Here is a 14,706-nt window from a genome sequence, read left to right on the forward strand (position 1 = left end):
GAAACCATGCGCATCAAGACTATCGCTCGTCATCTGGCCGTCACCGGGCTGCTGCTCGGCGGCATCGGCCTTGCCACCAGCGTCCAGGCACAGGGTGCCAAGACCATAACCGGGGGCTTCGACGTCGGCCCCGGCGGCTTTCCCAAGAACTTCAATCCGCTGGCTGCGACCGGCGGCTTTACCTGGCTCAGCACCTATTTTGAACCGCTGGTCATCTACAACTCCGACCTGACCGAACTCGAAGGCGATCTGGCCAAGGACTACAGGGTCAGCGACGACCAGCTGACCTATACGTTCAACCTTGTCCAAGAGACCTGGCACGACGGCAAGCCGTTCACATCCAAGGACGTCAAGTTCACGCTTGAGCTCGCCAGGAACAAAGCGTCCGGCAGTCTGTTTGCCGCGCGTCTCGGCGATATCGCGTCGGTCGACGCGCCGGACGACCGCACCGTCGTCGTCAAACTGTCGAAGCCCAACGGCTCGTTCCTGTCCATTCTCTCGCAGGTGATGATCCTGCCGGAGCATGCCCTGGCCGCGATGCCACCGGAAACGCTGGCCACAAGCACTTGGTGGTCCACCACTCCGGTCGGCACCGGCCCCTTCAAATTCAATCGCTATGTCAGCGATCAATATGTCGAGCTGGCCGCGGATGACGACTATCGCGGCGGCAAGCCGAAGGCCGACGTGCTCATCAACCGGTATTTCGAGAGCCCGGCGGCGGCCGTTGCCGCGCTGCGCGCCGGCGAGATCCAGTTCACCTATGTCGAGCCCGACGACGCGGTATCTTTCAAAAGCGACAGCAATTTCAAGGTGATCGAGGGCGCTTCTTATGTAGTCAACTACATCGGGCTCAACCAGAAGGTCGAGCTCTTCAGGGATGTTCGCGTCCGCCAGGCGATCATGTACGCGATCGATCGCAATGCCATCATCGAGAGCCTCTATGGCGGGGCGGCCAAACCGGCCAATTGCGGCTACGTCGCGCCGCATCTGCTTCCCGAAGGCCTCGAGACCTATGCTTACGATCCGGCAAAGGCCAAGGCTCTGCTTGCTGAGGCGGGCTGGGACAAGATCAACGGCGATAAGCCCATCACCTTGCTGACCTATTACGGCTCGCCGCAAGCGGCCAATGTGATGGCCGCCATACAGTCGATGCTGGCCGAGGTCGGGATCAATGTTGTGCCGCGTGTCGTCGATACGCCGACCTATAACGGCATCGTCTACAAGGAAGGCACGCCGGACTGGAATGCGTTTGCGATGGTCTATGCCGGCCTGCAGAACGGTCCAAATCCGGCTGGCATCAGCCCGGGTCTCAACAAGTCCCAGATTCCGCCGGCAGGCTTCAACACCATGCGCATCGAGTTCGACGACCTGAGCGCTGCATTGGACGCCGCGCTCGGCCAGACCGACCCGGCCAAGATCGATCAATCCTGGCAGGAAGTCTGCAAGGTGATGAACAAGGATCTGCCTTGGGCGACATTATGGGTAGCCAATCGCTATGGCGTCGCCTCCAACAAACTGCGTGACTTTGTCTGGACGCCGGCGCCTGCCGGCGGTCCTTTCGCGGCTCACCCGGAACGCTGGGACATCCAGTAAAAAAACGCCTGGCGGGCCACTCCAGGCCCACCTTTGCAAGGAGCCGGCCTGATGCCGGCTCCGCTCACCATCACCACGGACAGCCAATGCTGAGTTTCATTGCCCGCCGCAGCGCTACAGGACTGCTGATGCTGGTCGCTCTGAGCGTCCTCATCTTCATCCTTTTGCGACTGGCGCCCGGCGATCCGATCGACGCGTATATCAACCCGTCCAGCCCGATGTCTGCTTCCGACCTCGAAGTCCTGCGTGACCGGCTTGGGCTCGACCAGCCGCTTCCCGTGCAATACCTCGCCTGGCTTCGCGCCGCGCTCAGCGGCGACTTCGGCTATTCGATCCAGCGCAGCGGCGTTGCCGTGCTGCCGCTGGTCATGGAGCGCATCGGCCCGACCGCGCTCTTGATGGGCACCGGCCTGGCCATCGCCATCGTGCTCGGCATTTCCGCCGGCATCTTCAGTGCCGTCCGCCGTAACGCGCTGCCCGACATCGCGCTGTCGGTGGTTTCTTTCATCGGCATCTCCAGCCCGGCTTTTCTGACGGCACTTCTCGGACTGTACTTCTTCTCGGTGTTGCTGCGCTGGGCGCCATCAGGCGGCATGCAGACCGCCGGCGCACCTTTTTCCATATCGGACGTGCTCGCGCACCTCGTCCTGCCCGCCTGCCTGCTGTCCATCGGACACGCCGCGCTGATCATGCGCTACATGCGCGCATCGCTGCTGGAAGTGCTCAACCAGGACTATGTGCGGACCGCGCGCGCCAAGGGAGTGCGCGAGTTCTGGGTGATCATCAAGCACGCGACCCGCAATGCGCTTCTGCCGGTTATCACCCTGATCGGGTCGACGGTCGGCATCGCGATCGGTGGCGCCATCTTCCTCGAAAGCGTGTTCAACTGGCCGGGCATGGGCCTGCTGCTGGTCAACGCCGTCGGCACAAGGGATTACCCGGTGATCATGGGCGCCACCCTGGTAATCGGCATCTGCGTCATTCTGGTCAATCTCCTGACCGATATCGTCTATGCTGTCGTCGATCCGCGCATTCAGGTGTCGTGATGACGATCACCGCGCCAGATCCGACAGCTGTGCCGCAAACCAAAGGACCGCTCCGCCGCGCGCTCGACCGCTTCTTTGAAAATCGTGCGGCGCGCGCCGGTCTGTTTATCGTTATCCCTATCCTGCTGGCGGTTTCGACCTATCATTTATGGTGGCCGTTCAGCCCCAACGCGATCGATCTCAGGGCGATCAACAAGGGGCCGTCGGCCATTCATTGGCTAGGCAGCGACGGCGTCGGCCGCGACGTCATGGCCCGGTTGCTGCAAGGCGGGCGGATCTCGCTGCTGGTCGCCGTCTGCTCGGTCGCCATCTCGATCGTCATCGGCTTCCTAGTCGGCGCCGTCGCCAGCTTCGGCGGGCGTGTTGTCGACGGCACGGTGATGCGCTTCGTCGATCTCGCAATGACGCTGCCGCCGGTGATCTTCCTGCTCGTGCTCGCTTCGATTGCCGGCACCGGCATCGCGCCGACCATCCTGGTGATCTCGCTGCTCTCATGGCCGGTGCTGTCGCGCATGGTGCGCGCCCGGCTGCTCGAGCTGCGCGAGCGCGACTTCGTCGTCGCCGCCCGTGGCATGGGGGCAGGACTGCCGCATCTCCTGTTCCGTCACGGCCTGCCGAACTGCATCGACATTCTTGTCGTCTACGCCACTTTGCAGATCGCCAACGCCATTCTGCTCGAAGCTGGCCTCTCTTTCCTCGGCCTCGGCATCGCGCCGCCCGAAGCCAGCTGGGGCAACATGCTCAATCTCGCCCGCTCCACCGTGGTGCTCGAGCAATATCCTTGGCAATGGATGTTTCCCGGCGCCGTGCTCGTGCTCACCGTTCTGGCCATCAACTTCATCGGCGACGGCCTGCGCGATGCATTCGATCCCCGTTCCGATCTCAACTGAACCTGAAGGTTTTCAAAATGCCCCTGTTTACCGGTGTCGTGCCACCTGTCGTCACCCCGCTCCATTCCGATTTCAGTGTCGACTTCCCGTCGTTCACGCGGACCATCGAGAACCTGCTCGCCGGCGGCATTCACGGGCTGTTCGTGCTCGGCTCGACCAGCGAGGTCGTCTTCCATGACGAGGCCGGCCGCAGGGCCATCATCGAGCATGCGGTCAAAGTCAACAATGGCCGCGTTCCGATCTTCGCCGGGGTCATCGACCCGACGACCGATCGTGTCATCAACCACGCCAAGGTAGCCAGATCGGCCGGCGCCGACGCCGTCGTGGTCACCGCGCCCTTTTATGCCCGCACCAGCCAGCCCGAGATCGGCGATCACTTCCGTTATATCAAGGATGCGGTCGACATCCCCATTATCGCCTACGACATTCCGGTCTGCGTTCATGTCAAGCTAGAGCGCAAGACCACCGTCGGCCTTGCCAGCGAGGGGGTTATCGCGGGGATCAAGGATTCCAGCGGCGATGACGGCAATCTGCGTTATGTGCTCAAGGACATGGCCAACGATCCGAATTTTTTCGGCATGACCGGTTCCGAGATCCTGGTCGACAGCGTGCTTGCCATGGGCGCGCATGGCGTCGTGCCGGGCCTCGCCAATGTCGATCCGCACGGCTACGTCAAGCTGTGGAACCTGATGCAGGCGGGTCAGCACGCCGAAGCCCGCCTCGAGCAGGAGCGGCTGTTGAAGCTGTTCGAGATCGTCTGGATCTCGCTCGGCAGGACAAGCGCCGGCTCGGCCGGCGTCGGCGCCTTCAAGACCGCAATGAAAAGCCTCGGCATCATCGCCTCCAACACCATGGCGCGGCCACAGCGCAGCTTGAACGACGAGGAAACCGCAAAGGTCGAAATCATCCTGCGCGACGTCGGGTTGATGCGCTGACCGTGGACGCTCCGATTCTCTCGATTTCCGGTCTGCGGGCCGTGTTCCGTATCGCCGGACGCGACATCGCCGCCGTGCAGGACGTCGATCTGACGATCGGATCGGGTGAAACGGTCGCGCTCGTCGGCGAATCCGGATCGGGCAAGTCCGTTACCAGCCTATCGATCATCGGCCTGCTGCCGAAGAAGATCGGACACATCGCCGACGGATCGATCGCGCTGCGGCGCAGGGACGGCACAGTCACCGAGCTGACCGGCCTCGATCCTGAGTCGCTGCGTAAGGTGCGCGGCAACGACATCGGCATGGTGTTCCAGGAGCCGATGACCAGCCTCAATCCGGTCTACACTATCGGCGAGCAGATCGCCGAGCCGATCCGCATCCATCTCGGCAAGTCGCATCGTGATGCGGCCGCCGACGCCGTGCGGCTGCTGGCTCAGGTCGGCATTCCCGATCCCGATCGGCGGGCGCGGCAATACCCGCATGAGTTGTCGGGAGGGATGCGCCAGCGCGCCACCATCGCCATGGCCTTGTCCTGCGATCCGACCTTGCTGATCGCCGACGAGCCGACCACCGCGTTGGACGTCACCATCCAGGCCCAGATTCTCGACCTGCTGGCCGAGCTGCAAGCGCAACGCGGCATGGGCATTCTGTTCGTAACGCACAATCTCGGCGTCGTTGCCGAGATCGCCGACCGGGTCGCGGTGATGTATGCCGGGCGCATCGTGGAATCGGGTCCGGTGAGCGAGGTGTTCACCCGTCCGCGTCATCCCTACACCGCCGGGCTGATGCGTTCGGTGCCACGGCTTGGCCAAGCCACCACGCTGAAGGCAGCGGGAACGCCGCTTCCAACCATCGCCGGCAATGTTCCGTCGTTGGCTCTGCTGCCCAAGGGCTGCTCCTTCGCGCCGCGTTGCGCCCTGGCTATCGATGCCTGCCGCGCTGCTGTACCGCCATTGTTCGCTGCGACGTCGACCCAGAAAAGCCGTTGTTTGCGCTGGGAGGATCTCTGACAATGGATGCCCCCTTCCTTTCGGTCAGGAACCTGACCAAGCATTTTTCGCCGACGGCGTTCTCGCGCGGTCCCATCGTCAGGGCGCTGGATGATATTTCCTTCGATATTGCGCGCGGCCAGGTGGTCGGCCTCGTCGGCGAATCCGGGTCGGGCAAGACCACGATCGGCCGCTCGGTGCTGCGTCTCATCGAGCCGACGTCCGGCGAAATAAGATTTGACGGCGTCGATATAACCAAGCTGAACGCCGGGCCGCTGGCTCGCCAGCGCCGCAAGATGCAGTATATTTTCCAGGATCCGTTCGCCAGCCTGTCGCCGCGCATGACCATCGGGCAGATCCTGACCGAAGGCCTGGATATTCAGGGCATCGGCAACAGGCCCGAGCGGCGGGCGAGGGCGGAGAAAGCACTTGCTGCGGTCGAGTTGCCAGTCGATGCCTATGACCGCTACGCCCACGAATTTTCGGGCGGGCAGCGTCAGCGCATCGGCATCGCCCGGGCGCTTACGCTCGAACCCGAATTCATCGTCGCCGATGAGCCGGTCTCTGCCCTCGATGTCTCCATTCAGGCGCAAATCATAAATCTTCTGCGCGACCTGCAGATCCGGCTCGGTCTCACCATGCTGTTCATTTCGCATGACCTGGCCGTCGTCGAATATATCTGCGACACGGTGATCGTTCTCTATCTCGGGCGCATCATGGAAGTTGCACCGGCGGCCGCGCTCTATGCTCGGCCACAGCATCCCTATACGCGCGCGCTGCTGTCGGCCATTCCGTCGCTCGACCCGCTGGCCAAGCAGACCCGGCAGGTGCTGAAGGGCGACATCCCAAGCCCCGCAAATCCGCCAACCGGGTGTGTTTTCCGAACCCGTTGCCCGGTCGCCATAGACGCTTGTGCCGGCATCGTCCCGCCGCTGCGGGCAACGTCAGATGGCCATCTGAAGGCCTGCATTCGCGACGACATCGCCTAGGCAAGCTGGCGTGACGTTCCAGCAGTCGGGATCCTCGTTTCCGCGAAGCGGCACCGAAATTACTTTGCGGTCCGGCTTGCAATCGCGGCAATCTGCCCTAACATATCAGGCATGTTGCCGCTGAGCTTTTGCCATGTCCATGCCTGTCACAGTGATTAGCGAAATCGCCCGCAAGCTGGGAGGAGCCCCGGTGCTCGGGACGGAGGTAACTTCCCAGGCAGACCTTGCCATGATCGTGCGACGCCGACTGCCGCTTGCCGCACTGAGAGGACTTTCGCTCGCTGGGCTGAGCGATCAGGAGATCGAAAAGTTTGTCATCCCGCAACGGACCAGGCGCCACCGGGCGGAAAAGGATCAACCGTTGACGGTAGACGAGTCTGATCGGGCGGTGCGGCTCGTACGGATTCAGTCATTTGCCGAAGAGACGTTCGGAGATGCTGAAAAGGCCAACACATGGCTGCGCAGAGGCTTGGCCGAACTTGGCGGTGAAACGCCGTTGACCATCGCGCAGACTGAGGCTGGCGCGCGTGTTATCGAGACCATTCTTGGAAAAATCGCCTGGGGTGCCGCCGCCTGATGCGGCTTTGGCGGCTGTCAGGACTTCGATACGCTACGGCTATCGATGGCGGCTACGGGCTGTTGTTCGATGGAAGATGGAACACAGTCGGTCATCCCGTCACATACAGTGCCACGTCGCCTTCACTTTGCGTGCTGGAGAAGCTGGTGCACGTCGAGGATCCAACGCTGCTTCCGAGACTTGCGATGGTGTCGTACGACGTGCCCGATGATACTGGCGCTGACCGATACGATCTCATTAATCTCCCGGGCGATTGGCGACAACGGGAGGCATTTACGCAACGAGTCGGCGATGAGTGGCTGAACAGCGTCAGCGCTGCTCTGTTCTTTGTTCCGTCAGCCATTGTCCCGATCTCGGACGGACCAGATCACAATGTTCTCATCAATCCTCGTCATCCTGCCGCGGCCCGAATCAAAATCGCACGTGTCGATCCGTTCGAGCTTGACGTTCGGCTATTCAAAGGGTGACTGCGGGTTGGTATCGGCAAGGCGTTGCTCGCGCTAGGCTCGGACTATTGAGCTTGCGTAAGCCATTTGGGTCTGGGAACAGCCTGCAACAGGCTTTGCGTATATTCGTGGCGAGGCGCCCCGAACAGCGCCGAGGTTTGACCTTCCTCGACAATCTTTCCATCTTTCATGACCATGATCCGGTCCGCGAAATGGCGGACGATCGGCAAGTCGTGTGTGATGAAAATATATGAGAGTCTAAGCCGCGTCCTAAGGTCGGCCAGAAGGTCGATCACCTGCGCCTGGATGGAGACGTCGAGCGCCGAAACCGCCTCGTCGCAGACGATCAGTTCCGGCGCGCTCGCGAGCGCGCGCGCAATGGCGATGCGCTGTCGCTGGCCGCCGGAAAACTGGTGCGGGTAGCGGTCGGCGTGTTCCGGCAACAGCCCCACCAATTCCAGGAGCTCTGCCACTCGAGCCTTCCACCTGTTCTTCGGCAGAATATCGCGGTGGATTACCCAGGGTTCGGAAATGATGGAGTAAACGCGCATGCGCGGGTTCATCGATCCGTACGGATCCTGGAACACCATCTGGACCTTGCGCCGAAACGCCATAAGACGCTTCTCGTTCATTTCGAAGATGTTCTCGCCGGCGAAGACGGCCTTGCCCGCGCTTGGCGCGTTCAGCCCCAACAGCATGCGTGCGACGCTCGATTTGCCGGAGCCGGACTCGCCGACGATGCCGAGCGTTTCGCCTCTCCTGACCTCGAAGCTTATGTCATCCACCGCCTTGAACGTCCGCTTGCTGCTGAAAGCTCCGGAAGCAAGCACATAGTGCTTGGTGAGATGTTCCACCTTGAGCAGGGTTTTGCCGGCGATCGTCGTCGAACGCCTGTTCGGCGCCTCCGCTGCGTTGCCGTGGGGCAGGGCGGAGATGAGGCGGCGCGTGTAGGAGTGCTGCGGATTGCTGAAGACCTCCTTGGCGATGCCTGTCTCCACCACCTTCCCGCCGTTCATGACGATAATCCGGTCCGCCATGGACGAGGCGAGTTCAAGGTCGTGGGTGATCATGATCAACGCCATGCCGGTCTCACGCTGGAGATCGCGCAGCAGATCGAGGATCTGCGCTTGCACACTGACGTCCAGAGCGGTCGTGGGCTCATCGGCAATCAGGATGTCCGGTTTCAACGCGATCGCCATGGCGATCATCACGCGCTGGCGTTGTCCGCCCGAGAACTGATGTGGATAGAAGTCGACGCGGTTTTCCGGCTCTGGAATGCCCACACGCCGAAGCAGTTCTATCGTCTTGGCGCGTGCGTCCTTGCCGGCTCCCGCGCCGTGGCTCTCATAGACCTCCTCGATCTGGCGCCCCACCGTATAGACGGGGTTCAGATAGGCGAGCGGATCCTGAAAGATCATCGCAATCCTGCGGCCGTTGATGCTTCTGCGCGCCTCCGCGCCAAGGCCCGAGAGTTCGACGCCATCGAAGAGGCAGGAGCCGGCCACGATATCACCTGGCGGACAGTCGATGAGATCCATCACCGTGCTGGTGCTGACGCTTTTTCCCGAACCGCTTTCGCCGAGGATCACGAGAGTCTCGCCGCGGCTGACGTGGAAAGAGACATCGTCGACCGCGCGTACCGGCTCATCGTCCGAAAGGAAATCGACGGTCAGTCCGTCGACTTTGAGAATGGGATTGGTCGCGTTGCTCATCGGGCGGCTTTTCGCAATGTCTGAAGACGCCAGCGTTGCTGCGGATCAGCGACGGTGCGCGCCCAGTTCGAGAGGATGTTGAGCGACAGCGTCGTCAGCATGATTGCAAGACCCGGCCAGAATGCGATCCACCAGGCTGTCGCGAGATAGCCGCGGCCGTTTGCCACCATTGCACCCCAGGTGAAATCCGGCGGCTGAATGCCGAGGCCAAGGAAACTCAGCGCCGATTCCGAGAGAATGACGGTCGCGAAATCAATGGCGGAAATCGTCACCAGTGTCGGCAGGACGAGGGGGGCGATGTGCCGGACGATGATCCGGGCCGGCTTCGCGCCCATGGCTCGCGCCGCGCTCACAAACATGCGCTCGCGCAACTCCAGCACTTCTGCGCGCGCCGTTCTGAGATAGATCGGCATGCGCGTAACGGCGAGAACGATCACCAGGTTGGTGATGCTCGGGCCGAGCGTATAGAGCACGATGAGCGCCAGCAGCAGCGAGGGAAAGCTCATGACGACATCGGCCAGGCGCAGAATGAGATGGCTGTACCAGCGCTCCGAATAGCCCGCTATCAGGCCGAGCGTTCCACCAACCAGCATGGACGCGAATACCGCCGCCGCGGCAATGCCGAACGTATTCTGCGCGCCGACAATCAGCCTGGCCAGGATGGGACGGCCGAGGGTATCGGCGCCGAGGACATAGATCCAGCCGCTGGCCAGCGAGAACGGGGCGAGGTTTCGCTGGCGCAGCCCCAGCCGCGAAGCAGCGTCGCCCACCAGCCACGGGCCGAGGACCGCAGCGAGCACGATGATCGTCAGGAAGATAGCGGCGGCGAGCGCAAGCTTGTCGCGCTTCAGATAGGCGAGAAGCACGCTGCCGCTGCCTGGAACCGCCGCTGGCTTGATGTCGGGGGTGATGATCGTCATGGCTCAGTACCGGATGCGCGGATCGAGAACCGCGTAGAGCAGGTCGATCGCGATGTTCAGGATGAAGATGGCGGTTGCCGTCACCAGAATTGTCGACTGGACGACGGCAAAATCGCGCTGGATGATCGAGTCGATCATCAGCTTGCCGATGCCGGGCCAGCCGAATATCGACTCCACGACGACGGCGCCGTTGACGAGACTGGTCGCCAGGTCGCCGGCGACCGTGACGACGGGCAGCAGCGAGTTGCGAAGCGCATGCCCGAAGATGATCTTCTGTCGGGGCAGGCCTTTGGCCCTTGCGGTCTTGATGTATGGAGAGGCAAGCGCGGACAGCATCGTTCCGCGCACGACCTGCACCAGGAGACCGAAGGGGCGAAGCATCAGCACGAAGACGGGCATGATCCAATGGGCCCAGGTTCCGGTGCCGGATGTCGGCAAAAGCCCGAGCCCCACAGCGAAGACAAGGATGCCGACGATGGCGACCCAAAAATCCGGCGCGCTTGCGCCGGCCAGAGAGACGAGGCTGGCGACACGGTCGAACATGCTGCCCGGTCGCGCGGCCGCAAGAGAGCCGACAAGGATAGCCAAAGCGGTCGACAGCGTGATCGCGACGGCGGCAAGCTTCAGCGTTTCCGGGAACGCCTCAAGCGCGACCTGCATCGCCGAGCGGTTCTGGCGTAGCGATTCACCGAAATCCAGCTGCAGAAGATCGCGCAAATATTCCAGAAACTGCCAATAGATCGGCTGATCGAGGCCGTTCAACCGCGCGAACGCGGCCCGAGCTTCCGCAGTCGAGTCCAGAGGCAGGTACAAGGCGGAAGGGTCGCCGGTGAGCCGTGTCAGGAAAAAGACCAGCGTCAACAGACCTATGACCGACAGGATGCTGTGGAACGCCCGGCGTCCAAGATAGGTAATCATTTGGGATGCCCTTGGACGGATATCGACGGAGGCAACAGGTCAGGGGCGCAGGATCACGATCGGACCCAGCGCCCCCGTATCACTCAGTCTTTTTTGATAGCGATATTGGCCAGCGGTATTTCGCTGTTGGTGGTGATATCGGGCTTCCATTCCAGCCTGGTGCCAACGCGGGTATAGCCGATCATGTGGAACATCGGGATGTCCGCCACCACTTCGTTGCGGGCCTTGCCGAAGATCGCCTTGAAGCTGTTGGTGCGGGCTTCGCCGGTCGCAGCCAGGGCCTCGTCTATCTCCTTGTCGAACGCCGGATCGGCCACGGTCGAGTAGCTCCCGCTCGATCGGTAGAAGATCGGAACCGTGAAGGCCGCATCGCCCTTGTTGTTGTCGTGCATCATCTGCAGGAGATTGGGGCCGCGCTCCGGCGGGAAAGGCTTTTGCAGATAGCGCAGCCAGTCGGCGACATCGAGCATGGTAAGCTTGACGTTGAGGCCGGCATCCTGCCACATCGTCATCATGGCCTCCATCGCTTCCGCGCCGTTTGGATAGATGCCGTTTCGCCCGATGAGCTTGATCTCGGTATCGACCGCGACACCTGCCGCGCGCGCCTCTTCGATGAGCTTTTTCGCCTCTTCCGGATCGTACGGCCAAGGCTCGAGCGCATCGTCATGCCCGTTGATCCCGGAGACGACCATCTGCGACGCACGCTTGACGTCGTCGCCGAACAGCTGCGCAAGGCCTTCCCAGTCGATCGCGAGGTTGAGCCCCTTGCGGACGCGCAGGTCATCGAGCGGCGGCTTGGCGGCATCGATACGGATCGCGGTGGTCTCGGAGTTCAGGTAGGCGAAATCCGTCTCCGGATTGCTGGCGTCCTGGATGGCAATCGACGGCGTCAGGTCGGCTTCCCCGGTTTCCACCATGGCAGCTCTGATCGAGGATTCGGGCCGCCAGACATAGGTTGCCTTCGTGATCTCCGGCTTCTTGCCCCAATAGCCGTCGAACGCGTCAAGCACTACGGTTTGCGGGGAAAAGGTCGACAGCTTGAATGGGCCGGTCCCGACCGGATCGTTCACCGCCTTGTCGACCGGTGTCTTCGGCGAGACGATCATGACCACGCTCAACAGCGTCGGCATGATGGGCTCGGGCCTGTCCGACTTTATCTCGACGGTTAGATCGTCGACCGGCGTCAGCGTTAGCTTGGCATCGCCGAACTTCGCTATGTTGCTGCAAGTGATCTTGCCGCTGATCATCCTGTTGATGGAGAACGCAACCGCATCCGCGTTGAGCTCCGTTCCGTCCTGGAACTTCACGCCCTCGCGCAGCTTGATCCGCCAGGTCGTCGGGTTCACGCTGGTCCACTCGGTCGCCAATTTCGGCTGAGGTTGTCCGGTGATCGGATCGATGACGGTCAACGATTCAACGACGTTTTGGCTGAGTATCTGGCCGACATTTGTGATGATGGTGCCGCAGGGCTCCAGATTGGCCGGCTGCTCCGGCAGGACGATACGGATGTCCTGCGCCGCATCTTGTGCGACAGCCGATGGCGCGGCAGCAGTCATCAATACGACAGCTGCAATCGTATGAGCGCTTCTATTCATGTCTCTCCTCCCTTTGATATTCCGTTTTGGCTGTCGGGCGCAGGGCGAACCTCCTCGTCCCGTTCGCCCGACAATTTGCCGATCTCCCGGCGACTAGGCGGCGATCCTCTCGATCAGTCCGCGCAGCATGTCTTTTTCCTGCGGCTTCAGATCCGTCAGCGGCGGACGGAGCGGGCCGGGGGTCCGTCCTATGAGCTCGACGCCTGCCTTGATGATCGACACTGGATAACCTTGTTCGCGATCGCGCAAAGCCGCGAAGGGGAAGAAGAAGCTGTGCAGGATTTCTTCCATTGCGGCGCGATCGTTTGTCCGCATGGCCCTGTAGAAGCGCTGTGCCAATTCCGGCACGAAGTTGAAGACCGCAGAGGAATAAGTCGTCACTCCGGCGCCGTTGAAGCCTTCGGCAAAGAGCTCATGCGTGGGCATGCCACCGATGTAGCAGAGCCGATCGCCAAGTTTGGCGGTGACGTGGCGGACAAGATCGATCTTGCCCGTGCCGTCCTTGAAGCCGATGAGGTTTGGGCACGCGTCGGCAAGGCGAGCAACCGTGTCGGCATTGGCGACCGAGTTCGCACGGTTGTAGATGATGACGCCGAGGCCGGTGGATTCGCACACGGCTTTGACGTGCCGGAATATCCCTTCTTGGGAGGCTTCCATCAGATAATGAGGCAAAAGCAAAAGACCGTCGGCTCCCGCAGCCTCGGCGCGGCGAGCAATTTCCGTGGCGAGCGCCGTGCCGTAGCCACAGCCGGCGATGATAGGCACATCTCCCGAGGCATCCTTGGCCGCGCGGGTAACGTCGGCGACCTCTTCCGGCGACAGGGAGAAGAACTCGCCCGTGCCCCCGGCCGCGAACAGGGCAGCGGCACCGAACCCCGAGAGCCATGCCACATGCGCGCGATAGCTTTCGAGATTGAGGCTGAAATCCTCGTTGAAATGTGTGACCGGAAACGACAGCAGCCCTGAAGCGACACGCGACTTGATTTCATCTGGCGACAAAAGAACTCATCCCACAATTGATATGATGTCATCTAGATTCATATGATGAGTATCGGGGCGAGTCAACCGCCGGTTTTGTCCTGGTTTGCCGAGCGTCGGACGGTGAGGGCGCGATAGCGCTTTATCCCCGTCACCAGATGGCGGCGCATCGCCTCACGCGCCTTTTCCGGGTCGCGGGCGAGAATCGCATCCGCGATTTCCCTGTGCTCCTCCAGAATCGGATGGTCGCGATTGGGCAAGGGGTCGACGCCGCCCATCATCGTCTTGAACTTCACCCGCGGGATCATCCGCCGGCCGACATGTTCGAGGAATGCCTTGAACCTGGCGTTGTTCGTTGCGGTGGCGATCGCCATGTGGAACTGGAAGTCCGCCTCGTCGGTGGGTTGCCCTTGCGCCATGAGGTCGGCGAATCTTTCGACCTGGGCCTCGATTTCGGCCTCCTGCGCCGGCGAACTGCGGGCTGCGGCAAGGCCGGCTGCCTCGACTTCGATGCCGATGCGAAGCTCGAGCTCTTCGATGATATCCGAGATCTTGTTCGTTTCGTCGGTGAAGAGCTTCAATCCCTCGTCGACAGGTTTCGGGCCGAGAACGAAGACGCCGGCGCCTTGCCGCGATTCCACCAGCCCGTCGGCGCGAAGCGCGGCGATGGCCTCCCGGACCACAGTGCGGCTGAACCCGAACCGGTCAATCAGCGCAGGTTCTGTCGGCAATTTGTCGCCAGGTGCATAAAAGCCGGCTTCGATCTGCCCGCGCAGCGCATCTGCAACCTGAGAGACGAACGACCTGCGGGACGTTCGATGTTCGGCCTGCTGCATGGGTCCTCCAAACTTTTGCCGGGTCGAGACATTGCATACTCCCGGCGCAGGGCAAAAGCGAGGTCATCATATGAAAATTTGCAGTCCGAGGTCGAATGTACTTAGGTCATCATATGGCTTCTGCGCTCCGCATGTGGGCCGTCAAGTCGCCTAAAGCGGTTTTCGTCGGCACCTTGCTGATACGGCCACGGCGATGAGCGGAGCCATGGCGTGGCGGCTTTCAGGCTGCGGCCGGCGGCAGGTGATCGCGGACCCACCTGACGATCTGCCCCGCCGTCATCG

At 61.8% G+C, this 14,706-nt stretch carries 14 protein-coding genes; 8 read left to right on the forward strand and 6 right to left on the reverse strand.

The genetic code is table 11. The annotated features are described in order from the left end of the window. Positions 1-6: 6 nt before the first annotated feature. The 8 genes from EOC93_RS02205 to EOC93_RS02240 all read left to right on the forward strand — a co-directional run bounded on the left by EOC93_RS02205 (position 7) and on the right by EOC93_RS02240 (position 7,486). Positions 7-1,593, forward strand: a complete 1,587-nt coding sequence (locus EOC93_RS02205) for an ABC transporter substrate-binding protein (RefSeq protein WP_095486472.1) — start codon at positions 7-9, stop codon at positions 1,591-1,593. An 86-nt stretch (positions 1,594-1,679) separates the two neighbouring features. Beyond that, positions 1,680-2,639, forward strand: coding sequence for an ABC transporter permease (locus EOC93_RS02210; protein ID WP_126102977.1), 960 nt, complete (start codon positions 1,680-1,682; stop codon positions 2,637-2,639). Beyond that, entirely contained in the window at positions 2,639-3,529 is an 891-nt protein-coding gene (locus EOC93_RS02215) for an ABC transporter permease (protein WP_095486474.1), read from the forward strand. The genes EOC93_RS02210 and EOC93_RS02215 overlap by 1 nt, the downstream gene beginning before the upstream one ends. Before the next feature lie 17 nt (positions 3,530-3,546). Next, the gene (locus EOC93_RS02220) at positions 3,547-4,464 is read left to right on the forward strand and encodes a dihydrodipicolinate synthase family protein (RefSeq protein ID WP_127203738.1); all 918 of its coding nucleotides are present in this window, start codon (positions 3,547-3,549) and stop codon (positions 4,462-4,464) included. Positions 4,465-4,466: 2 nt separating this feature from the next. After that, a complete protein-coding gene (locus EOC93_RS02225) occupies positions 4,467-5,474 on the forward strand; it encodes an ABC transporter ATP-binding protein (RefSeq protein WP_095486476.1) in 1,008 nt (335 codons plus the stop codon). A 2-nt stretch (positions 5,475-5,476) separates the two neighbouring features. Continuing rightward, positions 5,477-6,442 carry an ABC transporter ATP-binding protein gene (locus EOC93_RS02230; RefSeq protein WP_127203739.1) on the forward strand — a complete coding sequence of 322 codons (966 nt, stop codon included), beginning with the start codon at positions 5,477-5,479 and terminating at the stop codon, positions 6,440-6,442. Positions 6,443-6,575: 133 nt separating this feature from the next. After that, positions 6,576-7,019, forward strand: a complete 444-nt coding sequence (locus tag EOC93_RS02235) for an antitoxin Xre/MbcA/ParS toxin-binding domain-containing protein (protein WP_245458070.1) — start codon at positions 6,576-6,578, stop codon at positions 7,017-7,019. Beyond that, on the forward strand, positions 7,019-7,486 hold the full coding sequence (locus EOC93_RS02240) for an RES family NAD+ phosphorylase (protein WP_127203740.1): 468 nt from the start codon (positions 7,019-7,021) through the stop codon (positions 7,484-7,486). Before EOC93_RS02235 ends, EOC93_RS02240 begins: the two co-directional genes overlap by 1 nt. A gap of 44 nt (positions 7,487-7,530) precedes the next feature. Here the strand turns inward: EOC93_RS02240 and EOC93_RS02245 are convergent, their stop codons facing one another. From EOC93_RS02245 to EOC93_RS02270, 6 genes are all read right to left on the reverse strand, one after another. Beyond that, positions 7,531-9,177 (reverse strand): ABC transporter ATP-binding protein, encoded by a 1,647-nt coding sequence (locus EOC93_RS02245; protein ID WP_127203741.1) that lies wholly within the window; start codon positions 9,175-9,177, stop codon positions 7,531-7,533. Beyond that, entirely contained in the window at positions 9,174-10,097 is a 924-nt protein-coding gene (locus tag EOC93_RS02250; protein WP_126102971.1) for an ABC transporter permease, read from the reverse strand. The genes EOC93_RS02245 and EOC93_RS02250 overlap by 4 nt, the downstream gene beginning before the upstream one ends. A gap of 3 nt (positions 10,098-10,100) precedes the next feature. Continuing rightward, positions 10,101-11,015, reverse strand: coding sequence for an ABC transporter permease (locus EOC93_RS02255; RefSeq protein ID WP_126102970.1), 915 nt, complete (start codon positions 11,013-11,015; stop codon positions 10,101-10,103). A gap of 83 nt (positions 11,016-11,098) precedes the next feature. Beyond that, entirely contained in the window at positions 11,099-12,571 is a 1,473-nt protein-coding gene (locus EOC93_RS02260) for an ABC transporter substrate-binding protein (RefSeq protein WP_337127023.1), read from the reverse strand. Positions 12,572-12,703: 132 nt separating this feature from the next. Beyond that, complete coding sequence (kdgD, locus tag EOC93_RS02265) at positions 12,704-13,609, reverse strand: 5-dehydro-4-deoxyglucarate dehydratase (RefSeq protein WP_126102968.1); 906 nt, start codon at positions 13,607-13,609, stop codon at positions 12,704-12,706. Positions 13,610-13,671: 62 nt separating this feature from the next. After that, positions 13,672-14,424: a FadR/GntR family transcriptional regulator gene (locus EOC93_RS02270; RefSeq protein WP_126102967.1), complete on the reverse strand. Its 753-nt coding sequence runs from the start codon at positions 14,422-14,424 to the stop codon at positions 13,672-13,674. Positions 14,425-14,706: the final 282 nt, after the last annotated feature.

The organism is Mesorhizobium sp. M6A.T.Ce.TU.002.03.1.1, assembly GCF_003997275.1.
In the GTDB taxonomy this organism is placed as follows: domain Bacteria; phylum Pseudomonadota; class Alphaproteobacteria; order Rhizobiales; family Rhizobiaceae; genus Mesorhizobium; species Mesorhizobium mediterraneum.

What these genes read in the sequence shown, in the direction of transcription:
- EOC93_RS02205 (WP_095486472.1), top strand. Translation starts at nt 7, where the DNA reads ATGCGCATCAAGACTATCGCTCGTCATCTGGCCGTCACCGGGCTGCTG.
- EOC93_RS02210 (WP_126102977.1), top strand. Translation starts at nt 1,680, where the DNA reads ATGCTGAGTTTCATTGCCCGCCGCAGCGCTACAGGACTGCTGATGCTG.
- EOC93_RS02215 (WP_095486474.1), top strand. Translation starts at nt 2,639, where the DNA reads ATGACGATCACCGCGCCAGATCCGACAGCTGTGCCGCAAACCAAAGGA.
- EOC93_RS02220 (WP_127203738.1), top strand. Translation starts at nt 3,547, where the DNA reads ATGCCCCTGTTTACCGGTGTCGTGCCACCTGTCGTCACCCCGCTCCAT.
- EOC93_RS02230 (WP_127203739.1), top strand. Translation starts at nt 5,477, where the DNA reads ATGGATGCCCCCTTCCTTTCGGTCAGGAACCTGACCAAGCATTTTTCG.
- EOC93_RS02235 (WP_245458070.1), top strand. Translation starts at nt 6,576, where the DNA reads ATGTCCATGCCTGTCACAGTGATTAGCGAAATCGCCCGCAAGCTGGGA.
- EOC93_RS02240 (WP_127203740.1), top strand. Translation starts at nt 7,019, where the DNA reads ATGCGGCTTTGGCGGCTGTCAGGACTTCGATACGCTACGGCTATCGAT.
- EOC93_RS02245 (WP_127203741.1), bottom strand. Translation starts at nt 9,177, where the DNA reads ATGAGCAACGCGACCAATCCCATTCTCAAAGTCGACGGACTGACCGTC.
- EOC93_RS02250 (WP_126102971.1), bottom strand. Translation starts at nt 10,097, where the DNA reads ATGACGATCATCACCCCCGACATCAAGCCAGCGGCGGTTCCAGGCAGC.
- EOC93_RS02255 (WP_126102970.1), bottom strand. Translation starts at nt 11,015, where the DNA reads ATGATTACCTATCTTGGACGCCGGGCGTTCCACAGCATCCTGTCGGTC.
- EOC93_RS02260 (WP_337127023.1), bottom strand. Translation starts at nt 12,571, where the DNA reads ATGACTGCTGCCGCGCCATCGGCTGTCGCACAAGATGCGGCGCAGGAC.
- EOC93_RS02270 (WP_126102967.1), bottom strand. Translation starts at nt 14,424, where the DNA reads ATGCAGCAGGCCGAACATCGAACGTCCCGCAGGTCGTTCGTCTCTCAG.